We start from the raw sequence: 21,863 nt of genomic DNA, 5'->3' as shown, positions 1-21,863 counted from the left end.
CATATTTTTGAGGGGAAGTGAGCGTAAAAAGTTTCCTTGTTGAAATAAAACTGATGTTGTCATTAAGCGCCAATTCACATGAATTGGCTATATGTGGCTGTGGGGTATATGTGACAAAAGTGTGAATTCTTTGAAAAAGTGGCTGTCACTTTCTTAACTTTTTGAGCTGCAATGTTCGATCTTGCACGTCATCATTCTTGAAACTCAGTTAATCTTCATGCTTTGTCGCTTTAACATGAGAAAAAGTAATGGGTAATCTGGTGATTGTTCGCCATGGCGAATCACAGTGGAACAGGGAAAACCGCTTTACTGGCTGGACCGATATCGATTTGACCGCCAATGGCATTCAACAGGCACGTAATGCCGGTCGCGCGCTGGCCGAAGCCGGATTCCACTTCGATCTTGCCCTCACCTCGATGCTGAAAAGAACCATCCGTTCACAGTGGTTGATGCTGGACGAGATGGATGCGATGTATATCCCCGTCATCAGTCACTGGCGCCTTAACGAACGGCATTACGGCGCACTGACCGGTCAGAACCGTGCAGAAACCATCGCTAGATTTGGCGAAGAACAGGTGTGGAAATGGCGCCGCGGCTTCGACAGCCAGCCGCCGCTGATGGATGCCGACGATCCGCGCGCACCGTGGCGCGAGCCGCGTTACCAGGGTATTCCACGCGACTATCTGCCGCTCGGCGAATCGCTGAAGGAAACCGTGGAGCGCGTACGCGTATTCTGGGATGAGGTCATCGTGCCGGCCTTGAAGCAGGACAAGAACGTGATCATTTCTTCGCATGGCAATAGCCAGCGCGCGCTGGTTAAGTTGCTGGAAGATATGTCGGAAGAAGAAGTGGCGCGCTTCGACGTGCCGAACAGCGTGCCGCTGGTATACAAACTGGATACTGACTTGCGGGTGCTGTCCCGCAGCTCGATGAGTATTCCGCACCCGGAAGTGTCGGCGATTCTGTAACTCTCGCGATTGCCTTGTTCCTCAAATAAAAAACCGCGATCAAGGTCGCGGTTTTTTTATTGGTCTTGATCCATTCTGTAGTCAATCCGGTTTGCCCAGTCCCAGGCGCTCATGCCATTCAGCAATCGACTCTTCCGGATAAATATTGAACTGCTTGTCTTTTTCCGCTGCATTGAGCTCGACCCACGGTGCCTTGAATTCGAGCATCAGGTGCGTATGCTCGGGTGGCGTCGGCAGGGGCGTGTCGATGGCGGAAGCAAACGGGTGTACCAGCTCGGGCCATGTCGGATCGTATAGCCACAAGGCGCTGCCGCAACGCCGGCAAAAATGTCGTTCACCCGTGCTGGTATGCGTGCGCTGTTCGCCCGGACCTTTTAATTTTGCATGGTAAACGCTGACCTCATCGGCACCCCTGACCTTCAGGCTGGCTGCATCACCGCCCAGATTGATCGCATATCCGCCGCCGCCCTGCGTCTTGCGGCAGATCGAGCAGTAACAGCGCTGATAGGGATAAGGTGTGGCGCTGTGCAGGGAAAAATGCACGGCGCCGCAATGGCAGGATCCTTCAAGTTGCATACAGCCTCCTTGTGATGGAACGCGGACACGCTCACTCATTCATCTGACATGCCTGGGTGCGGATCAGCGGCGGACGTCAAAGAAATCCCGCTTCAGGAAATCTTCCAGTTCCGCGCTATCCTGCGGGCGGGCCGACAAGGTTACGACGCGCCCGATCCGCGGCGAGTTCCATTGGAAGTCGCCTTTTTCATATTGGCGTATCAGTTCTATCATGCGGCGCACGATGGCCGTCTCGATATCCACATTCGGTCCTGCATCGACCAGAATCAGCTGCCGCGAATTCGTGCGGCGGCGCAAATCCCAGCCGCGAAAGATAAATTCTGCACTGCGCACACCCTTGTAAGTGACTTGAAACACGCCGCCGGATTCATTGCGGCCGCGTGACTGCTGTTGCATCAGTTCGGCAATATTGGCGCGCGCGATGGCATTGTCGTCCGCAGGCGGGCTGACGCTGTTGTCCGGTTCCTGTATGCCGGCGGCACGACGTCGTTCGCGCGCGGCATTCAGCATATCCGTCATGTCAGGCGGCAGTAGTGCAGTGGCAGTCGATTTTGGCGAAGGCGGTGGTGGCGGCTGGGCACGTTTGGCCTGTTCCGCCTTGGCAGTGCCGGATTTTTTCTGCGCCGGTTTCTTGCTTTCGGTTTTTTGCGCCGGCGGCGGTGCAATCGTCGATGCTGCCGGCTTGGGCGACGGCGCTTGCGCGATCAGGTTGACCGTCAGCGGCGCGGTCGGGGAGTCGCCGGTTTCTGCCACGCGCACGTCTGCACGATCCATGGCAAAGAACAGGATCAGCGCATGTATCAGCAGGGAGAGCCCGATGCCGATGGCAGTGCGGGCGCGCATGTTGGCAAGAATGGGAATGGACTTCATCTTCTACAACCAGGAAAACAGCTGCCATTATGAACTTGCGGCAGATTTTTGCTTGCCTGGTGGTTGACGCAGCAGCATGCGCACATCGTAGCGGCCGGTCTTCATGGACCAGGCAACGCGGGCACTGGCGCAAGGCGCTGCTGTTTGGCGATTCGGCAGGTGCCCGCATTCAGTGCAGGACAGCCCCTTTTTCTTGCATTTTTCTGCGGTGTTGTGGAGGTTTACCAAAAACCACACAGTTTGTAGCTATTTTCTTTATTTTCCAGTTGGCATAGATGTTGCAGAGTTATATTCAAGTTACTTGAACTAAATGACACTTATAAGTTTGCATTCAAGTAACGTGAATTTTAACCGACGGTTTATTCTCGAAGGAGATCAAAAAAATGGGCAATATCAATACTGTATTAAAGACAGCAGCGCTGGGCGCAGCCTTGGGCCTGAGTTTGCTGGCACCGGCTTCGGCCAAGGATGTCGTGAAGATTGCATTTGTCGGTCCGTTGACTGGCGGCACTTCTTCCATCGGTTTGGGCGGGCGCAATTCTGCCGATCTGGCAGTGCGCCTGCGTAATGCTGACCCGAAAGCAAAATATACCTATCAACTGGTGTCCCAGGATGATGAGTGCCGTCCGAATGTCGGCGTGCAGGTGGCAACCAAGATTGCTGCCGATAAAAGCATCATCGCCGGCGTCACACATTTCTGCTCTGCAGTCGCGATGGGTACGGTAGCTGTCTATAACCGCTTCGGTTTGCCGGTCGTGGTGTGGGGTGCGGTACTGCCGGAAATCACTTATGGCAACGACTTCAAGGAAGTGCATCGCATCAACGGCACGATGATCAATCAAAGTGACGTGGCTGCCAAGTTCATGACGGATCAGGGCTACAAGAAGTTCGCCATCATTCATGACACTACCGACTACGGCAAGGGTCATAACAAGTACTTCTCGGAATTCCTGAAAAAGAACGGTGCCACCGTGCTCGGCACCTTTGGCGTGACTGCGGATCAGCAGGATTTCAGCACCGAGCTGACCAAGATACGCGAATTGAAACCTGATGTTGTGTACTTTGGCGGGCTGACTCCATTGGGCGTGCGTATCCGTACGCAGATGGAAAAGCTGGGTATCAAGGCACAGTTTGAAGGTACTTCCGGCATCAAGTCCGACTCATACATTCTGGGTGTAGGCGAGAAGCTGGCCGAAGGATCGCTGGCATTCATCGAGGGCGCTCCGTGGGAAAAAATTCCAGGCGGTTTGTACTTCACTGCGCAATATCAAAAGCAAAAGTACAGCGAACCGCCTGAAGCGTACGGCACGTTTTCCTATGCTGCTGCTAACTTGATCATGGACGCAGTGGAAAAAGTCGGCCCGGATCGCAAGAAAGTGCGCGATGTGCTGAACAAGACCAAGGATGTCGACACCCTGATTGGCAAGGTGACTTTCGATGATCACCGTCAAAACATTGTGCCGCTGGTGACCAAGTATGTGGTCGAAGATGGCAAGTGGACAATCTGGGAAGACAGCAGCTATGCCAGCGGCAAGCGCAAATTGGCCGGCAAATAATCGTCTGCCAAATAAGGCGGATCTGAAGTAAGCACGAAGCTGCAGGCCGGGCGTGCGCCTGGCCTGCAGCTTGATGAGAGCCAAACGGAGAGAGCGATGAGTGTAGTCGGTCAATATGTGTTCAATGGACTGATGCTGGGCATGATTTACGCCATGGTCGCAGTCGGTTTTACCTTGTTTTTTGGAGTACTGGATGTCATCCAGTTTTCGCACGGCGATACCTTGATGGTTGGTGCCTTTGCCGGTCTTGCCGCATCGACCGGCGTGCTGATGCTGGACATAGCTTCTCCCTGGATACGCTTGCTGGCAGTCGTGCTGGCGGCAGTATGCGTGACAGGATTGCTGGGCGCGGCGATTGCCAAATGGCTGGTGCTGCCGCTGCATAAGGCGCCGCCATTGAATACCCTGCTGGCGACGCTGATGTTGGGTACGATCATGCGCGAAGCAGTGCGTTTGTTTTATCCGGATGGCTCGAATTCCCAGCCATTTCCTTCCTTGTTGCCGACCGATTCGATCGATCTCGGCGGCTTCGCCTTGCGTGCGGACAATGTGATTCTTCTGCTAAGCGGCCTGGCCATCATTGCGGGTGTGCACTTCCTGATTACCCGCACTCGTCTCGGCATGGCGATACGCGCGGTGGCGCAGGATGGCGAAACGGCACGTCTGATGGGTATCAATTTTGAAGCCGTCGTGCTGCTGACGTTTGCACTCGGTTCCGGTATGGCCGCACTGGCTGGCGTGATGAACGGACTGTATTACAACGAGATCAATTTCAACGTCGGTTTGCTGTTGGGCGTGATCGGATTTGCGGCGGCGATTCTCGGTGGCCTGGGCAATATTTACGGCGCGATCATCGGCGGCTTCCTGTTTGCCGGTCTGCAGGTATTAGGTAGTGCAACCCTGCCGGCGCTGATCCCGAATATTCCGAGTGCCTACAAGGACGTCTTCGCATTTGCGGTCGTCATTATTCTGATGGCCTGGAAACCAACCGGGCTGATTGCCGAAAAATCAAGCGAACGGGTCTGATATGAACGATATTGAATTGAAGAAGAAACCGGCAGCGCTGGTGCTGACGCTTGCGACGCTGGGAATCACCGTCTACATGTGGTTGTTCCTGCATGCGGAATCGCAATTGGCGGTGGGTGTGCTGATTATCGTGGCGCTGGGGCTGACCCTGCTGGGGAAAAAACTCGGCACGGTGGGGCGCATAGAAGAGGCGGCAGCAAGCCGGCCTGGTCTGGCGCGTGCCTGGTCGCTGCTCGCTGCGCTGGCGCTGGTGGCGGCATTTTACGACAGCCATTTTGTGTTGCTGATGATAGGCGGCGTCCTGCTGTATGCGACAGCCTGTATGGGGTTAACCGTGCAATTCGGTTTTTCCGGGGTGAGTAATTTTGCCGGGGCTGCCTTCTTCGGGATCGGCAGTTACACCACGGCCGTGCTGGCCACGCATACCGGTTTGCCAACGCTGGTGACGATTGCCATTTCCGGCATTGTTGCGGCCGTCATCGGTTCGATCCTGATCTGGCCGGTATTGCGCACGCGTGGTCACTATGCAGCCCTGGTCACGATCGCGTTCGGCATTCTGTTCAAAACCTTCCTTGAGGTCAACGACGTGCTGGGCGGACCGCAAGGTTTGCAAGTGCCGGGGATGACTTTGTTCGGCCATGCCTTCAACAGCAACTTCATCCTGTTCGGCGTCGAATTTTCGTTCTATGTCAATTACGTCCTGTTGAGTTTGCTGCTGTTTGTCTGCGTCTTCGTGCTGGTCAAGGCCCTGGAGCGTTCGTGGGTGGGCTTGAGCATGGATGTCGTGCGCACCGATGAAACCGCAGCCTCCACTTTCGGCCTGCATATCGTGCGCTGGAAAGTGATTGCCTTCACGCTGGGCAATTTGTTCGCCGGCGTTGCTGGCAGCGTGTACGGCATGATGGTTGGTTTTGTCGCGCCGAACAATTTCACGTTTGCCGATTCACTGCTGCTGCTGTCGATCACGATTTTGGGTGGTCTCGGCAATGTCATCGGCCTGATTCCTGCGGCGATTATCGTCTTGATGCTGCCGGAAAAACTGCAATTCATTCAGGAATACCGGGTGTTGTTGTATGCAGTACTGGTGATCGCCATTCTGCTGTTCCGTCCTGACGGGCTGCTGCCGCGCAAGACGCGTCTTTTCTTTAGCCGGAGGGCGGCACAATGAGCGCGATCATGGAAACGGAAATGAATGCAGCAAGCATGGGGGGATCGGCCGCTACCAGTCTGGTCAGCGCGCGCGACCTGACCATGCGCTTCGGCGGCCTGACCGCACTCGACCAGCTCAATCTGCACATCGTCGAAGGCGAAGTGCTCGGTCTGCTGGGCCCCAACGGTTCCGGCAAGACGACCTTCTTCAATGTGCTAACGGGTTTGTACAAGGCCAGCAGTGGCAGCATCACGTATCAGGGGCGCGAAGTCATCGGCCAGACGCCGCAGGAAATCTATCGCAGCGGCGTGGCGCGCACCTTCCAGCGTTCGCGTTTGTCTCTGCCGCTGACGGTGTTCGACAATATCGTCATCGGCGATTACCAGCACATGCAGCACGGCCTGTTTTTCAATCTGTTCCGCCGCAAGGCTTTCCGTGCCGAGTACGACGCCTATGTCGCCAAGGTCGAAGCGCTGCTGAATATCTTCAGTCCGCCGCTGGTGGCGCGCATGTTCGAGCCGGTGGAGACTTTCAGCATGATCGACCGACGCCGCATCGAAGTCTGTCGTGCATTGTTGAGCGAGCCGCGCCTGTTGCTGCTCGATGAACCGTCGGCCGGCATGACGCACGATGAAACGGAAGCGCTGATGGATGACATCCTGCAAGTGCGCAACAAGCTGTCGAATCTGACCGTGGTATTGATCGAACATGAAATGAATGTGATCAAGCGCATTACCGATCGCTGCATCGTTTTCAACTACGGTAAAAAAATTGCAGAGGGTACTTACGCGGAAATCACTGCCGATCCGAATGTGCAGACCGCCTATCTGGGAGAGGACGAATGAGCAACTTAAGCGTCAAGGGACTGACCACCGGTTACGACAAAGTGAATGTATTGCACGACGTCTCGATCGAAGTTGCGCCCGGCAAGATCACCTGCATCCTCGGCGCCAACGGCGCCGGCAAGAGCACGCTGATACGCTCGATTCTCGGCCTGACGCCGCCGCGCCAGGGAGAAATCCTGTGGAACGGGCGCAATCTCGCCGGCGAGAAAACGCATTCCATTATTGCCAGCGGCATCTCCTGCATTCCGGAAGGCCGCAAGGTTTTTCCGCGCATGAGTGTGGCCGAGAATCTGGCGCTCGGCGCCTTCCTCGTCACCAATAGTGCGGTCGTGCGTGAACGGCTGGCGCGCGTGTATGAAATTTTCCCGCGTCTCAAGGAACGGGCGGCGCAACTGGCCGGCACCATGTCGGGCGGCGAGCAGGCCATGGTGTCGATCGGGCGCGGCCTGATGGCCGAACCGCAACTGCTGGTGATCGATGAGCCGTCGCTGGGTTTGTCGCCGCTGTACGTGAAGGAAAACTTCAATGTGATCCGCCGTATCAATGCGCTCGGCATCACCGTACTGCTGGTGGAACAGAACGCGCGCCAGACGTTGGCCATTTCGCATTACGGCTATGTGCTGTCGCAGGGTCGTGTGATGGCCGAAGGTACGGCAGAAGAGCTGGCCAGCAACGATGATGTGCGCGCAGCCTACTTCGGCTAAGGGGAAACGGCCATGAACGATTTCCCGGATTTGTCGCTGCAGGATCTGGCCGCGCGGCTGGCACGCCGCGAAGTGTCAGCCGAAACCGTAACGCGCGCCAGCATCGCACGCATAGAAGAGATCGAACCGGCGGTACACGCATGGCAGTATTTCGATCCGGCGCAAGCCATCGCCCAGGCGCGCCGGCTCGACGCGCAGGCTCCCGGAGGCGCGCTGCATGGCGTACCGATAGGCGTCAAGGATTTGATGGATACCGTCGACATGCCGACCACCTACGGTTCGCCCATCTATGCTGCTCATCAACCGCAAATGGATGCAAGTTGTGTTGCGGCCAGCCGCAGCGCTGGTGCGGTCATCATGGGCAAAACCGTCACCACCGAATTTGCGACCTTCCATCCCGGCGCTACCTGCAATCCGCAGCGCACACACAAGGCGGACGGTACGCCGCAGCTGCATACGCCGGGCGGCTCTTCCAGCGGTTCAGCGGCAGCGGTTGCCTGCGGCATGGTGCCAGTGGCCTTCGGTACGCAAACGGCGGGCTCCATCGTGCGGCCTGCTGCGTATTGCGGCGTGGTCGGTTACAAACCGACTTTCGGCATGCTGCCGCTGGCCGGCATCAAACCGCTGTCACCCAGTCTGGATACGGTGGGCGTGTTGGCGCGCAGTGTCGGTGATGCCGCTTTTTTTATCAGCACCTTGTCGCATCTGCCGCTCTCGCCATTGCCTGCTGCCGCACCTGCGCGCCTGCGTCTGGGTATTTGCCGTACCCCACACTGGGATCGGGCCAGTCAGGCGACGCGCACGGCGCTGGAGCGCGCGGCAAGTCTGCTGGAAGCAAGCGGTGCGAGGCTGAGCGATGTCAGTGTGCCGGATGCGTGTACAGGATTGAACGAGGCGCAGATGACCATCATGGGATTCGAGGCCGCACTCGCCTTTGCGCCGGAATCGCAGGCCAGTCCGACCGGCTTCAGTAAGGCATTTGAAAAATTTATCGCCGCTGGCAGTGCGGTAGACGGCACTGCGTATTTTGCTGCGCAGGAACTGGCGGCAACAGCGCGTTGCGCATTGACAGCTATTTTCAATGATGTCGATATTTTGCTGGCGCCGAGTACGGAAGGCGAAGCACCGGCCGGGCTGGAAGCGACCGGCGACCCTGTTTTCAATCGCATGTGGACGCTGCTGGGCAATCCCTGCGTGCACGTGCCGTTGGGAACCGGCGCAGGCGGCATGCCGATCGGTGTCACGCTGATCGGGCCGCGCTGGGGCGATGTACAAACACTGGCGGCAGCCGATTTGCTGGAACGCAGTTTCGCGAAAAAACAATGAACAGGAAAGCATGATGCAAGCACAAACACAAAAAACCGCTGCCACACAGGCAGCCGAGCAGGCGCAGGACCATGTCAATAATGAGCGTTTGCAAAACGCGATTGCCGCACTGGCGCAATTTGGCGGGCGCGCCGACGGCGGCGTGGCGCGCGAAACCCTGACGCCTGAAGATCTGGCCGCACGTCGCCACTTGATCGAACTGGCGCGCAGCCTCGGTTGCGAGGTGGAGATCGATGAGTGCGCCAACCTGTTTTTCCGTCGCCCCGGCAGCACCGACCTGCCGCCGGTCCTGACAGGCAGCCATGCCGATACGCAGCCGGTGGGCGGCAAACTGGATGGCGCATATGGCGTGATTGCCGGCCTGGAAGTCATCGCCGCTCTGAACGATGCGGGCATTAGCACCCGTCGTGCGATCGAGGTGGTGGCATGGACCAATGAAGAGGGTAGTCGCTTCGGCCCCGGCGCGATGGGCTCCAGCGCCTTCGTCGAGCCGGAGCGTTTGTCTGCGTATCGCGCCGTGCTGGATCAGAATGGCATCAGTTTCGGTGCCGCACTGGATGCAACCCTGGCGGCAGCCAGCGATGTGCCGCGCCGCGCCATGCGCCGGCCGCTGGATTCCTGCGTCGAACTGCATATCGAACAAGGTCCGGTGCTGGAGCGTGCCGGTGCTGCGCTTGGTGTAGTGGACGGTATCCAAAGCGTGCGCTGGTTTCGTGTGGTCTGTACCGGCATGGCTGCGCATGCAGGCACTACGCCTATGGATGAGCGCAGCGATGCGATGGCGGCGGCAGTCGGCATCGCCCAGCAACTCTATGCGCATGCGGCGCAAGAGGCGGCCAGCAATGTACGCCTGACCTTGGGTCGCTGGCAGGTTGGGCCGAATTCGGTCAACACGATTCCCGGTACGGTGGAATTCACGATAGATATGCGTTGTGTCGATGCGAGCGTGCTGGATCGCTTTGAACAACTGCTGCATGGTGCGACGGCCGATTTTCCGTGGCGCGGCAGCATCACTGTCGAATGTTTCTTCTCGCGTGCGCCTACGCACTTTCCGGAACCTATGCTGACGCTGATCGAGCGCGCCTGCACCCGCGCCAGCGTGCAGGCACAGCGTGGTGCACCGCTGCACCTGACCTCAGGCGCTTTTCACGATGCGATGTACCTGGCAGATCACTGCCCGACGGCGATGATTTTTGTGCCAAGCAAAGGGGGAATCAGTCACAATGCTGCCGAAGAAACTGCGCCGGAAGATTTGCTGCTCGGCGCACAGGCGCTGGCTTACACCTTGGTCGAATTGGCCAGCCGATGATATTTTTCCATGCAGCAGACATGACACGCGGATCACCAATTGACTAGCAAACGCATCCCCGCTTCAGGGGTAGATCAGCCTGAAAAAAAATCGCCGACGGCCAGCCTGGGCTTGCGCCTGCGTCATGCCAGGCTGGTTGCCGGCCTGACGCTGCTGCAGTTGGCGCAGAAGGCGGCATGTTCGGAAAGCCTGATCTCCAAAATCGAGCGCGGCAGCGCCACACCATCGCTGGCCATGCTGCACCGGCTGGCGATGGCGCTGGAGACAAATATTTCCAGCTTGATGTCGGAAGACAGTCCGGCGGTCGGGCCTATCCTGCGTATGGGGGAGCGTCCGGTGATCAAGACCGGCGGCATCTCGCTCGAACGCCTGGTGCTGCCGACGCGCGGCGGATTATTGCAGGCAAATATACATATCGTCGCGCCCGGCACGGCCAGCGACGGCCAGATCGAACATGTCGGCGAAGAGGTCGGCTATGTGCTTGAAGGCACGCTGGAGCTGCGCCTGGGTGAAGAGTGCTACATCCTGGGCCCTGGCGATGCGTTTACCTTTCCAAGCAGCCTGCCGCACGGCTACAGCAATGTCGGCAAGGATGTCGCGCGGGTTTTATGGGTCAATTCACCGGCGACGTTTTGATTCCACTCGTGCGCTGACACAAGCATCCGTTGCAGATGCTGCGCGGATATTTCTTGCCCTTGCCCGTTGCGACCTGCAACGTGTATTTTCATCCGCTTTTAATCTCTTCCCGGTAAAATTCCTGTCTGCACTTCCACACGAAATCGAATCAAATTGAAAACGCTACCCGTTTGCGCCCCCGACGCGACATTTGAGCCACTATATATAGTCAAAACATCGACCATCCACGGCACCGGCATTTTTGCCCGCAGCACGATCGCGCCCGGCGCCTGCATAGTCGAATATCAGGGCGAGCGGATTCAATGGGAGCAGGCGCTGGACAGGGCGGATGCCAAAGGCCCGCTTAACCATACCTATTTCTTCAGCCTCAACGATGGCCGCATCATCGATGGCGGCAAGGACGGCAACGCAGCGCGTTTCATCAACCACTCGTGCGAGCCCAACTGCGAAGCCATGGAGCATGACGACGGGCGCGTCTATATTTATGCGCTGCAGGAAATCGAAGCTGGCGAGGAACTGAGTTACGACTACGCGTTGATCTTTGAAGAGCGCCATACGCCGGCCGTCAAGCGCGCATTTGCATGTTATTGCGGTGCGCCGGCTTGCAGTGGATCGATGCTGATGCCGAAACGTTCTGCCAGATACCGCGCGCAAAAAGCACTCGCAAAATAAGCAACGCTTTGTGGGAATAGTGACAACGAAAAACCCGCTTGCACAAAAATAAATCAACAAAAATCCTGCTGTCACCGTCGCACTATTTGTGCGGCAAGATTTGTTCAACATCCCTGTATTTCATCCGCCTGTAATCGTCCAGACATCAAGCTGGCTGCGCGATAGCGTTTTTTTACATGCGTAAAAATGATGTCTCATATTTCCATTGGATATATCACGTTGTGATTTTTCCTCGCCGCCTGTTACGTGTAAACACGTAGTCATCCTAAGTAAAAGTACGTATTGATCGCTAAATGGCAAGACCGTATTGTCACGAAATCTTAACGGTGACCTAACCTTATTCTGAGATGAATGGCTACCAGCTGTTTTTCTTGTCTTCCTTGATTCATACGATTTTCACGCCGACTTAAAACGGCGACCGAGACGCGCTAGTGATCGGAAAATCCAGTGAATGAATCACGGCGAGGCTTGAGCGATCTGCTCGGGTGAATGGGTTTGTTACTAAAGAGGGTGTAGGACCGAACTACACCACCGTTGTGGCGATTCGCATTTGAATTGCCAAGGCGGAAGGCGGAACGGCGATCGACCGGACCATGTATATGGCTGCCTTTTAGCAAACCTTGAGAGTGGCCTGTGCTTTTGGCGCAGGTAAATATTCAATCCAAGCATTGACTGGTTTGCACAATAACCAAAACAGTCAATGGACATGAGGAACAACATGAACGCAGCAACTCAAACACTGTCGGGCGGTACATCCAGCAGCACACGCTGGTGGCAGCTCGTCGTCGGTGTGGTCTGTATGATCGCAACGGCAAACATTCAATACGCATGGACACTGTTCGTACCTGAAATTCAAGGTACGTTCGGCTGGGCACGCGCAGAAATCCAGATCGCATTCACGATCTTCGTTTTGGTTCAAACATGGCTCGCGCCGATTGAAGGTTACTTCATCGATAAGCTCGGCCCACGCCTGATGGTTGCTTTCGGCGCCGTCTTCATCGGTCTGGCATGGGTAGTCAATTCCAAGGCAACCACCCTCGGTGGTTTCTACTTCGGCGCAGCGCTGGGTGGTATCGGCGTCGGTTCGATCTACGCTACCTGTATCAACAACGCGTTGAAATGGTTCCCGGACCGTCGTGGTCTGGCAGTCGGCTTGACCGCTGGTGGTTACGGTGCTGGTTCCGCTGCAACGATTCTGCCTATCGCGGCAATGATCGAATCGGCTGGCTTCCAGGACACCTTCCTGTTCTTCGGTCTGTTGCAAGGTGGTCTGGCATTCGTCGCAGCATGGTTTCTGCGTTCGCCTGCTAAAGGTCAGGTTCCTGCATCGCAGAAACTGCTGCAAGCAACTCGCGACTACACACTGAAAGAAGCACTGAACACCAAACTGTTCTGGTTGATGTTCATCATGTTCATTCTGGTTGTTACCGGCGGCATGATGGCTGTTGCTCAACTCGGCGTGATCGCACAAGATCTGGGCGTCAAGGAATTCAAGGTCGATCTGCACTTCTTCGTGATGGCAGCATTGCCTCTGGCACTGATGCTTGATCGCATCATGAACGGTATCTCGCGTCCATTGTTCGGCTGGATCTCGGACAACATCGGCCGTGAAAAAACCATGGTCATCGCGTTCACGCTGGAAGGCTTCGGCATTATCGCTCTGGGCTACTTCGGTCATAACCCATGGGCATTCCTGATCTTGTCCGGCGTTGTGTTCCTGGCATGGGGCGAAGTGTACTCACTGTTCTCGGCTCTGGCTGGCGATGCATTCGGTTCCAAGCACATCGGCAAGATCTACGGCGTGCTGTACACCGCTAAAGGTATCGGCGCTCTGTTCGTACCAGTCGGTAACCTGATGATGGAAGCGACCGGCACCTGGTCTACCGTTCTGTACACCGTTGCGTGTATGGATCTGACCGCTGCAGTTCTGGCTATCGTTGCATTGCGTCCTTCGCTTGCCAAGCACGTCAAACTCTCCAGAGAACTTCTGGCGAAAGAGACTGCAGCTGGCGGTAACGCTTCAGCAGTACCTGCTTAAGCGCATCAGCACTTAATTCGGTCTCAATTTTCAGGGCTCCTTCGGGAGCCTTTTTTTTCGTGTGGCGCATCCGTGTGCATGTTCGATTGATCGTCAGGGCGCTCTTTCAACATATTTACCACGCTGCCGAGCGCAGATTAAACATGCTTGTTTCTGCAGAATTTGACTCTGGAAACAGGCTGTTTTATTCCTCTACCTTCCATCGCAATAACCTTTTTGGTGACATGCGTTTCATGTTTTTTTATTGCAATCCAATTTAAAGCTGGATAGGATATGCATGTTTAAAAGAGGTCCGGGAGTTCCGGCCATTTTTTTAATCTTAAATATGCATATTAAATGCCTGTTATTCGGAACACGTTGAGTTAAGTGCATTTTTTTTGAATTTAAATATGCATTTTAAATGCCTATTTATCCAATCAGACGGAGCATGTATGAAATTTTGGGGGCGGGATTTTGGCAGGGCGGTCGTATTGGGAGGGCTGCTGTTTGCGAGTGCGCTGGCAGCTGTCGACGCGCTTGCAGCGAAGCGGGACTTCGAAATGAATATCGAGGATACGCGCATCACTTTGGTGGAAAAGCAGCAGTTCCACACTTTTGCATATGCCGGCCAGGTTCCGGGCCCGCTGTTCTATGTCGATGAAGGGGATGAAATCACGGTCAACGTCAACAATATGACCGCCTTGCCTCACACCATCCACTGGCACGGTATGCTGCAACGTGGCACCTGGAAAAATGACGGCGTACCTGGCGTGACGCAAGACGCGATCAAACCGGGTGACAGCTTCACCTACAAATTCATAGCCGAACCGTCGGGCACCATGTGGTACCACTGCCACGTTAACGTCAATGAGCACGTCACGCTGCGCGGCATGTGGGGGCCTTTTATTGTGCGTCCCAAAAAGCCGACCGCGCTGGAAAAAACAGTGACGAAGGAATACGTGCTGATGCTGTCCGACTGGGATTCCAAATGGGCTGCCAAGCCGGGCTTCGGCGGCATACCCGGCGACACCTACGACTACTTCACGATCAACGGCAAATCCTATCCGGACACCCAGCCTATCCGCGTCAAGAAGGGCGATGTCGTGCGTCTGCGCCTGATCGGTGCCGGCGATCTGGTGCACAGCATCCACATGCACGGTCATGTCTCGATCATTGCATTCAAGGATGGTTTCCCGCTGGTTAATCCGATTCGTGGCGATACCGTGCTGGTCGGTCCCGGCGAACGCTATGACGTGATCTTCACTGCCGACAATCCGGGCCGCTGGATGATCCACGACCACGTCGATACGCACACGATGAATGGCGAGCGGCCGATGGGCGGAATCATGACCACCATCGAATACGACGAAATCAGGAATGACGAGAACTGGTACGAGTGGAAAGGCAAAAAATTCATACCGAATTTCTACTATGAAGAGTCGTTGAAAAAAGGCCCCGGCGTTTATACCAACGACGTATTCAAAGGTCAGGCAATTCAATAAACAAGGAGCAAAAATGAAGCTGATACATGTCATGGGAATGCTGGCGCTGGGTACGGCGTCGCTGGCTTCTTGGGCCGGCCCCGGCCAGGAACTGCTCAACAAGCAATGCATAGCCTGTCACGCGGTGACCAAGCCTGATAACACATCGCTGCAGCGTCTCTGGGAACGCAAGGGGCCGGATCTGTACTTTGCCGGCAGCAAATTCAATCGCGAATGGATGGAAAACTGGCTGCAGAACCCGACCGTCATCCGTTCCGGCGGCGTGCTGTATTCCAAAGTGGTGAAGGGCGGTGGGGCCGGTGCGCCCGATGTGATCGACAGCACGCAACTGTCTGTGCATCCGAAGCTGTCGAAGGAAGAAGCAAGCCAGGCCGCCGAGGCTTTAATGGCGCTGAAGGGGCCGGATGGCCTGATCGAAAAAGGCGCATTCAAGAACGAGCCTATCAACGCATCGTTTGTCGCGATGCTGTTTTCCAAGCTGCGCGGTTGCACATCCTGCCATTCAGCCAAGCCGGATGCCGGCGTCGCATCCGGGCCGGAATTGTTTACGGCCGGTGACCGGCTGCAGGCGGATTACATGCTGGCGTACATCAAGAATCCGCAGGCATTCGATCCCCATGTCTGGATGCCGAAACTGGAGCTGAATCCGGCCGATCTGCAAAAACTGACCGGTTATATGTTGACCCTGAAATCTGCGGAGAAGAAATGATGCGCCATCAAAATTTCATCAGGTTCGCCTTGCTTGCCGGGGCGCTGGGGCTGCTGTCTACCGGCGCACAGGCGCAGGATCAGCATGCCAAATCAATCAAGATTTACAACACGTACTGCGTGCAGTGTCATGGCATCAACCGTGACGGCAACGGCATCAACAGCCAGCACATGTCGGTCAAGCCGCGTGATCACACCGATAGCAAAGCCATGGGCGATACGCCCGACGACACGCTGTTCAAGGCCATCAAGGAAGGCGGCCTGTCAGTGAGCAAATCCGTTCTTATGCCGAAATGGGGGGGAGTACTAGACGACGATCAAATCAAGGAAATGGTGAGTTACCTGCGCTTTATCAGTAAAACAGGCATTCAATAAATTTTAACAAGAGGGGTAAGCAATGAAGAAAAAGAATCTGCTGCTGGTAGTCTCGATGGCCGCAGCAATGCTGTCCAGCGTGGCTGTCCAGGCGAAGACGGTGCAAATCACGATGACCGCCAAGGAAGTCAATACGCCGATTGATAACAAGGGCACGATGTATCGCAGCTGGACTTTTGAAGGCCAGGTTCCCGGCCCGGTTGTCCATGTGACGGAAGGCGATGTGGTCGAATTCACGCTGTTCAACGACAAGAACAACAAGAATTCCCATTCGATGGATATGCATGCCGGCCAGTTCGACATCCTCAAGGATTTCGAATCGGTCAAGCCGGGTGAAAAAGGCACCTTCACGTTCAAGGCCGAGCACGCCGGCATCTTCTTCTATCACTGCGGTTCCGATCCGATGATCCAGCATATTGCGCGCGGCATGTATGGCGCCATCATCGTTGATCCCAAGGATCCGAAAGCCATGCCGAAAGCCGATCGTGAATACGTGCTGATCCAGTCCGAGCTGTATGCAAATCCGGATAGCCAGGACGACATGATGGCCAACAAATGGACCAACGTGATGTTCAATGGCGGCATCTTCAAGTACGACCCGGTACACGATCCGGCAGCGACCCGCATGCTGCAGGCCAAACCTGGTGAACGTGTGCGTATCTACTTCATCAATGCCGGCCCGAATGAAACCTCATCGTTCCATGCGATTGCAGGCATCTGGGACAAGGTCTATCCAAGCGGCAATCCGAAGAACGCCATGACGGGTTTGCAAACCTATGTTGTCGGGCCGGGAGATGCCGCTTCGTTTGACATCATCTCGCCGATCGAAGGCGCCAATGCGCTGGTGACGCACTCGATGCGTCAGGCGCTGACAGGCGGCATCGCGATTCTGCAATTCACCAAAGATGCAGATCCGAAAATGGGCCGGGGCGAAAACATCCTGGTTCGTTAACACAGAAAAATGGAAGGTCGGCGACCTTCCATTTTTTCAGATGCCGCTTCGACGGTATTACCTAATTCAGTGAGTTCATCTATGCGTATCCAACGACGATTGTTGCTAGGCATCGGCATCACTGCGGTGAGCGCTACCGCACTCGGCTATGCCGCAACCCGCATCATGCCGGTTGACTATGTTTCCACGATTGCTGCCGCCGGCACTGCGCAGAATCCGCTGGCGCGTCCGGCGGCGGCTGCCACCAAATACGTCTGTCCGATGCATCCCGAGGTGGTGCAGGATCACCCGGGAAGCTGCCCGATTTGCGGCATGCATCTGGTCAAGGCGGGTGGCGGCACCACCAAACACAGCGATCTGGTGCATGTCGATATGCAGACCCAGCACCGCATGGGTGTGAAGATGGAAACCGTTGCGGTCAACGACATGCATCGCGCCATCAACACCTTCGCGACCATTTCACCCGATGAAAGCCGCACCGTTTCGGTCAACTCCAAAGTGGAGGGATGGATCAAGCGCTGGCATATACAGGGTGTGGGTCAGCAAGTGCGCAAGGGGCAGGTGCTGTATGAAATTTATTCGCCCGAACTGCAGCAGCGCCAGCGCGAATATGTCGATCTGCTGACGCGACGCGATGCCATGCAGGAAAAAAGCAGGGACATGGATATGCTCGGACCGAATGCCGCCATGATGGGCAGCCTGGCAAAAGAACGTTTCCGCGCACGCGATCGCCTGCTGGCCGCCGACATTCCGCCCGATGAACTGGAGCTGCTGGAAAAAGGCCGCCGGGTGCCGGAGGTGATGCCGATACGCGCCACGCAAAGCGGCATCGTGACGGCGATTTCCGCACGTGAAGGCAGCTACATCAATCCGATGCAGCCGCTGATGGTGTACAGCGACAACAGCAGGGTATGGGCGGAAGTAAATCTGTTTCCCGACCAGGTAAGCTGGCTCAGGAACGGCGATGAAGTCGTGCTGACTTCAGGGCTGGACAATACCGTGCAGCATACGGCACGCATCAATCTGGCGACGCTGCAAATCGATCCGGCCAGCAGAACGGCAAAACTGCGCCTGCCGCTGTCGAATGCCGGCGCAGCATTTTTGCCCGGTGCCTATGCAAAGGCCAGCATCAAATCCGCTGCACACCGCGCAGTGAGCGTCCCGCGCGATGCAGTGATACGCACCGGACACGGCGAGTTTGTCGTTGTCAGTGAAGACGACGGTCACTTCCGCAGCGCCGCCGTTGCCATCGGACTTGAAGATGAACACATGGTCGAAATACGCTCCGGCCTGAAAGCCGGCGACCGCGTTGCGGTCAATGGCCAGTTCCTGCTGGATGCCGCTTCTTCGATGCATGCGATGCAAAACCGTCTCGCGGCGGCGCCGGCAGAAATTGAACCGGTAGCGGATATCAAAATGGCCAAGGCAATACCGGCCATGGAAATCTGCAGCACCACGCCCAAGCCATCTCACGCCCACGCGCATCCGTGATCGCACGTACGATAGCCTGGTCGATACGCAATCGACTGGTCGTGCTGGTTGCGAGCCTGATTTTAATTGTGGGTGGTATTGAATCGCTGTCGCGCCTGGCGCTCGATGCGCTGCCGGATTTGTCCGATGTACAGGTGATCGTGAAAACCGATTTCCCAGGACAGGCGCCGCAATTCGTCGAAGACCAGGTGACGTATCCGCTGGCCGCATCGCTGCTGTCGGTGCCGGGCACCAAGGCGGTACGCGGTTTTTCGATGTTCGGTGAATCGTATGTCTATGTGATCTTCAAGGATGGCACCGACATCTACTGGGCGCGCTCGCGCATACTCGAAAACCTGAGCCAGGTTGCCGGCCGCCTGCCGGCCGGTGCGCAGCCGACGCTGGGGCCGGATGCCTCCGGCGTCGGCTGGGTGTATGAATACGCACTGCTGGATCGCAGCGGCCATACGCCGGTCGAGAAGCTGCGCGCGCTGCAGGATTTTTATCTGAAACTGGAATTGCAAAGCGTAGCGGGCGTGGCTGAAGTCGCCAGCCTGGGCGGCATGGCGCGCCAGTTCCAGGTCGATGTCGATCCGGTCAAGCTGGCCGCACACAACCTCGATCTGGGGCAGGTGGCGCAAGCGGTTAAAAACAGCAACCAGTCCAGCGGCGGCGCCGCGTTTGAAATGGCGCGCGCCGAATATCTGGTGCGCTCCAACGGCTATCTGCGCAACACCGCCGACTTCGACGACATTCCTGTTGCGACCGATAGCGCCGGCAACGTCATACGTCTGAAACAGGTCGCCAATCTCACGGTCGGGCCGCAGCCACGACGCGGCATTGCCGAACTCGACGGCAAGGGCGAAGTCACCGGCGGCATTGTGGTGATGCGACATGGTGAAAATGCACTTACCACCATACGCGGCGTCAAGGCGCGGCTGGAAGAATTGAAGAAAGGCTTGCCGCCCGGCGTCGAGATCGTGCCTACCTACGACCGCTCCGGCCTGATCGAGCGCGCCGTGCATACGCTGCGCGATAAATTGCTGGAAGAGTCGCTCGCGGTCGCGCTGATCTGCGGCATTTTCCTGTTCCATTTCCGTTCGTCACTGGTCGCCATCGTGACCTTGCCGATCGGCATTCTGGTTGCGCTTTGGATCATGCGCCTGCAAGGTGTCTCCGCCAACATCATGTCGCTGGGCGGGATTGCCATCGCCGTCGGCGCGATGGTCGATGCCGCCATCGTGATGATAGAAAACATGCACAGGCATCTGGAAAAAATCCCGCTGGAGCAACAGAAGGAAGATGTCTGGGACATCGTGCGACAAAGCGCGACGGAAGTCGGCCCGGCGCTGTTCTTTTCCCTGCTGGTCATTACCTTGTCGTTCCTGCCGGTGTTTACGCTGACCGGCCAGGAAGCGCGTTTGTTCACCCCGCTGGCCTACACCAAAACCTATGCGATGGCCGCTGCCGCCATGCTGGCCATTACGCTGACTCCGGTATTAATGGGCTATGCGATACGCGGCCGCATTCCGCCGGAATCGGCCAACCCGCTCAACCGCGTGCTCAAGCGCATTTATCAGCCGGCGCTGCACACCGCATTGCGGCATCCGAAGATGATCTTGCTCGCCGCCGCCGTGAGTCTGATGACGCTCGTCTTCCCCTTGTCGCAACTCGGCAGCGAGTTCATGCCGCCGCTGGACGAAGGCGATCTGCTGTATATGCCGACGACGCTGCCCGGCATATCGGCTGATGAAGCTGCCGATATTCTGCGTCGCACTGATCAACTGATTGCCGCCATGCCCGAAGTGGAAAGAGTGTTCGGCAAGGCTGGCCGCGCCGAAACCGCGACCGATCCGGCGCCGCTGTCGATGCTGGAAACCACCATCATTCTCAAGCCGCGTTCGGAGTGGCCGGCTGGCAGCACCAAGCAGGGGCTGATTGAGAAACTCGACCAGACCGTGCGATTGGCAGGGCTGACGAATTCCTGGGGCTATCCGATCAAGACCCGCATCGATATGCTGTCGACCGGCATACGCACGCCGCTCGGCATCAAGATCAGCGGGCCGGATATGGCGCAACTGGAACGCCTGTCGATAGACATCGAATCGGCATTGCGCGCTGTTCCCGGCACGCGCTCGGTGTTTGCCGAACGCATAGGCGCCGGCCGCTATGTGGATATCGATATCGATCGCCAGCAAGCGGCGCGCTATGGACTCAGCGTCGTAGATATACAGAGCGTGGTGGAGAGCGCCGTCGGTGGGCAGACGATAGGCACCATCATTGACGGTCGTGAACGTTTCCCGATCACCTTGCGTTATGCGCGCGGCGATCGCGATTCGCCGCGTGCGCTGGGTGAAATCCGCATCAAGGCGCCGAGCGGTGCGCTGATCATGCTGCGCGATATCGCCCGCGTGCACGTCAGCGATGGTCCGACCGAAATCAAGAGTGAAAATGCGCGCCCGGTGGCCTATGTCTTCATCGATCTGGCTACGCCGGACGCAGGCCGCTATCTGGAAGCGGCGCAGCAAGTACTGGATCAGAAGATCAAGTTCGGCACCGGCTACACGATGTCGTGGCAGGGACAGTATCTGAACTACCAGAACGGCAAGCCGCGATTGTGGTCGGCAGTGGCGCTGACGCTGTTGCTGGTTACCGCCTTGCTGTTCCTGCATTTCCGCAATGCGGTGAAGGTCGGCCTGGTGTTATTGTGCCTGCCGTTTTCACTGATAGGCGGTCTGTGGTTTATCTATCTGCTGGGTTATCAGCTATCGGTCGCGGTCGTCATCGGGTTGATTGCGTTGTCTGGCGTCGCCGCCGAATTCGGCATCGTGATGCTGCTGTATCTGGATCAGGCGCTGGCTGCGTTGAAGGAGCAAAAAGCCGAGATGGATGATGCCGATCTGCTGTCGGCCATCATCTCCGGCGCTTTGCTGCGCCTGCGTCCGAAGGCAATGACGGTGGCAGTCATACTGGGCGGTTTGCTGCCGGTGATGTTCTCGGACGATGCAGGCGCGGATGTGATGAAGCGTATCGCAGCACCGCTGATCGGCGGCATGATCACGGCGCCGCTGTTTTCACTGATCGTGATTCCGGCTTTTTATCTGCTGATACATCGTAAAAAAATACAGCATCGTCAAAAGCATCGCAGGCAAAAGGATGATCCGCAAGCAGAGCCCGTGCATGCAGCAGAGTGATGATGTC

The 21,863-nt window shown here is 56.6% G+C and carries 19 protein-coding genes; 17 read left to right on the top strand and 2 right to left on the bottom strand.

Annotated elements, in window-relative coordinates; all coding sequences use genetic code 11:
- Nucleotides 1–248 precede the first annotated feature (248 nt).
- The gene (gene gpmA, locus ACIQW9_RS11385) at nt 249–968 is read left to right on the top strand and encodes a 2,3-diphosphoglycerate-dependent phosphoglycerate mutase (RefSeq protein ID WP_402336738.1); all 720 of its coding nucleotides are present in this window, start codon (nt 249–251) and stop codon (nt 966–968) included.
- 81 nt (nt 969–1,049) lie between these two features.
- Here the strand turns inward: gpmA and ACIQW9_RS11380 are convergent, their stop codons facing one another.
- Nucleotides 1,050–1,544, bottom strand: coding sequence for a GFA family protein (locus tag ACIQW9_RS11380; protein ID WP_402336735.1), 495 nt, complete (start codon nt 1,542–1,544; stop codon nt 1,050–1,052).
- 63 nt (nt 1,545–1,607) lie between these two features.
- Nucleotides 1,608–2,414, bottom strand: coding sequence for a hypothetical protein (locus tag ACIQW9_RS11375; protein ID WP_402336732.1), 807 nt, complete (start codon nt 2,412–2,414; stop codon nt 1,608–1,610).
- A 383-nt stretch (nt 2,415–2,797) separates the two neighbouring features.
- Here ACIQW9_RS11375 and ACIQW9_RS11370 point away from each other — a divergent pair, with 383 nt between their 5' ends.
- The 16 genes from ACIQW9_RS11370 to ACIQW9_RS11295 all read left to right on the top strand — a co-directional run bounded on the left by ACIQW9_RS11370 (nt 2,798) and on the right by ACIQW9_RS11295 (nt 21,856).
- Entirely contained in the window at nt 2,798–3,970 is a 1,173-nt protein-coding gene (locus tag ACIQW9_RS11370; protein WP_402336729.1) for a branched-chain amino acid ABC transporter substrate-binding protein, read from the top strand.
- A gap of 96 nt (nt 3,971–4,066) precedes the next feature.
- Entirely contained in the window at nt 4,067–4,996 is a 930-nt protein-coding gene (locus tag ACIQW9_RS11365; protein ID WP_402336726.1) for a branched-chain amino acid ABC transporter permease, read from the top strand.
- Nucleotide 4,997: 1 nt separating this feature from the next.
- Nucleotides 4,998–6,164: a branched-chain amino acid ABC transporter permease gene (locus ACIQW9_RS11360; protein ID WP_402336723.1), complete on the top strand. Its 1,167-nt coding sequence runs from the start codon at nt 4,998–5,000 to the stop codon at nt 6,162–6,164.
- Nucleotides 6,165–6,199: 35 nt separating this feature from the next.
- Nucleotides 6,200–6,991, top strand: coding sequence for an ABC transporter ATP-binding protein (locus ACIQW9_RS11355; protein ID WP_402338009.1), 792 nt, complete (start codon nt 6,200–6,202; stop codon nt 6,989–6,991).
- Entirely contained in the window at nt 6,988–7,695 is a 708-nt protein-coding gene (locus ACIQW9_RS11350) for an ABC transporter ATP-binding protein (RefSeq protein ID WP_402336720.1), read from the top strand. The genes ACIQW9_RS11355 and ACIQW9_RS11350 overlap by 4 nt, the downstream gene beginning before the upstream one ends.
- A 12-nt stretch (nt 7,696–7,707) precedes the next feature.
- Nucleotides 7,708–9,021 carry an amidase gene (locus ACIQW9_RS11345; protein WP_402336717.1) on the top strand — a complete coding sequence of 438 codons (1,314 nt, stop codon included), beginning with the start codon at nt 7,708–7,710 and terminating at the stop codon, nt 9,019–9,021.
- A 10-nt stretch (nt 9,022–9,031) separates the two neighbouring features.
- Nucleotides 9,032–10,330 carry a M20 family metallo-hydrolase gene (locus ACIQW9_RS11340; RefSeq protein ID WP_402336714.1) on the top strand — a complete coding sequence of 433 codons (1,299 nt, stop codon included), beginning with the start codon at nt 9,032–9,034 and terminating at the stop codon, nt 10,328–10,330.
- Nucleotides 10,331–10,369: 39 nt separating this feature from the next.
- Nucleotides 10,370–10,966 carry a helix-turn-helix domain-containing protein gene (locus ACIQW9_RS11335; RefSeq protein ID WP_402336712.1) on the top strand — a complete coding sequence of 199 codons (597 nt, stop codon included), beginning with the start codon at nt 10,370–10,372 and terminating at the stop codon, nt 10,964–10,966.
- A gap of 153 nt (nt 10,967–11,119) precedes the next feature.
- Nucleotides 11,120–11,638, top strand: a complete 519-nt coding sequence (locus ACIQW9_RS11330) for an SET domain-containing protein (RefSeq protein WP_402336709.1) — start codon at nt 11,120–11,122, stop codon at nt 11,636–11,638.
- A gap of 718 nt (nt 11,639–12,356) precedes the next feature.
- Entirely contained in the window at nt 12,357–13,676 is a 1,320-nt protein-coding gene (gene oxlT / locus ACIQW9_RS11325) for an oxalate/formate MFS antiporter (protein ID WP_402336706.1), read from the top strand.
- Between the two features lie 431 nt (nt 13,677–14,107).
- Nucleotides 14,108–15,157 carry a multicopper oxidase domain-containing protein gene (locus ACIQW9_RS11320; RefSeq protein WP_402336703.1) on the top strand — a complete coding sequence of 350 codons (1,050 nt, stop codon included), beginning with the start codon at nt 14,108–14,110 and terminating at the stop codon, nt 15,155–15,157.
- A 13-nt stretch (nt 15,158–15,170) separates the two neighbouring features.
- A complete protein-coding gene (locus tag ACIQW9_RS11315; RefSeq protein ID WP_402336700.1) occupies nt 15,171–15,866 on the top strand; it encodes a c-type cytochrome in 696 nt (231 codons plus the stop codon).
- Nucleotides 15,863–16,240, top strand: a complete 378-nt coding sequence (locus ACIQW9_RS11310) for a c-type cytochrome (protein ID WP_402336698.1) — start codon at nt 15,863–15,865, stop codon at nt 16,238–16,240. Before ACIQW9_RS11315 ends, ACIQW9_RS11310 begins: the two co-directional genes overlap by 4 nt.
- 22 nt (nt 16,241–16,262) lie before the next feature.
- Nucleotides 16,263–17,192 (top strand): multicopper oxidase domain-containing protein, encoded by a 930-nt coding sequence (locus ACIQW9_RS11305; RefSeq protein WP_402336696.1) that lies wholly within the window; start codon nt 16,263–16,265, stop codon nt 17,190–17,192.
- Nucleotides 17,193–17,273: 81 nt separating this feature from the next.
- On the top strand, nt 17,274–18,683 hold the full coding sequence (locus ACIQW9_RS11300) for an efflux RND transporter periplasmic adaptor subunit (protein ID WP_402336694.1): 1,410 nt from the start codon (nt 17,274–17,276) through the stop codon (nt 18,681–18,683).
- Nucleotides 18,680–21,856: an efflux RND transporter permease subunit gene (locus ACIQW9_RS11295; protein ID WP_402336691.1), complete on the top strand. Its 3,177-nt coding sequence runs from the start codon at nt 18,680–18,682 to the stop codon at nt 21,854–21,856. The genes ACIQW9_RS11300 and ACIQW9_RS11295 overlap by 4 nt, the downstream gene beginning before the upstream one ends.
- Nucleotides 21,857–21,863 lie beyond the last annotated feature (7 nt).

The sequence above is a fragment of the Herminiimonas sp. NPDC097707 genome, from assembly GCF_044761395.1.
In the GTDB taxonomy this organism is placed as follows: Bacteria; Pseudomonadota; Gammaproteobacteria; order Burkholderiales; family Burkholderiaceae_D; genus Oxalicibacterium.
This window is presented reverse-complemented; position numbering and strand designations above follow the sequence as displayed.

Excerpts from the sequence above, each read along its gene's own strand:
- ACIQW9_RS11300 (WP_402336694.1), top strand. The coding sequence starts at position 17,274 with ATGCGTATCCAACGACGATTGTTGCTAGGCATCGGCATCACTGCGGTG.
- ACIQW9_RS11355 (WP_402338009.1), top strand. The coding sequence starts at position 6,200 with ATGGGGGGATCGGCCGCTACCAGTCTGGTCAGCGCGCGCGACCTGACC.
- oxlT (WP_402336706.1), top strand. The coding sequence starts at position 12,357 with ATGAACGCAGCAACTCAAACACTGTCGGGCGGTACATCCAGCAGCACA.
- ACIQW9_RS11305 (WP_402336696.1), top strand. The coding sequence starts at position 16,263 with ATGAAGAAAAAGAATCTGCTGCTGGTAGTCTCGATGGCCGCAGCAATG.
- ACIQW9_RS11375 (WP_402336732.1), bottom strand. The coding sequence starts at position 2,414 with ATGAAGTCCATTCCCATTCTTGCCAACATGCGCGCCCGCACTGCCATC.
- ACIQW9_RS11345 (WP_402336717.1), top strand. The coding sequence starts at position 7,708 with ATGAACGATTTCCCGGATTTGTCGCTGCAGGATCTGGCCGCGCGGCTG.
- ACIQW9_RS11320 (WP_402336703.1), top strand. The coding sequence starts at position 14,108 with ATGAAATTTTGGGGGCGGGATTTTGGCAGGGCGGTCGTATTGGGAGGG.
- ACIQW9_RS11315 (WP_402336700.1), top strand. The coding sequence starts at position 15,171 with ATGAAGCTGATACATGTCATGGGAATGCTGGCGCTGGGTACGGCGTCG.
- ACIQW9_RS11360 (WP_402336723.1), top strand. The coding sequence starts at position 4,998 with ATGAACGATATTGAATTGAAGAAGAAACCGGCAGCGCTGGTGCTGACG.
- ACIQW9_RS11340 (WP_402336714.1), top strand. The coding sequence starts at position 9,032 with ATGATGCAAGCACAAACACAAAAAACCGCTGCCACACAGGCAGCCGAG.
- ACIQW9_RS11310 (WP_402336698.1), top strand. The coding sequence starts at position 15,863 with ATGATGCGCCATCAAAATTTCATCAGGTTCGCCTTGCTTGCCGGGGCG.
- ACIQW9_RS11370 (WP_402336729.1), top strand. The coding sequence starts at position 2,798 with ATGGGCAATATCAATACTGTATTAAAGACAGCAGCGCTGGGCGCAGCC.
- ACIQW9_RS11365 (WP_402336726.1), top strand. The coding sequence starts at position 4,067 with ATGAGTGTAGTCGGTCAATATGTGTTCAATGGACTGATGCTGGGCATG.
- ACIQW9_RS11350 (WP_402336720.1), top strand. The coding sequence starts at position 6,988 with ATGAGCAACTTAAGCGTCAAGGGACTGACCACCGGTTACGACAAAGTG.
- ACIQW9_RS11380 (WP_402336735.1), bottom strand. The coding sequence starts at position 1,544 with ATGCAACTTGAAGGATCCTGCCATTGCGGCGCCGTGCATTTTTCCCTG.
- gpmA (WP_402336738.1), top strand. The coding sequence starts at position 249 with ATGGGTAATCTGGTGATTGTTCGCCATGGCGAATCACAGTGGAACAGG.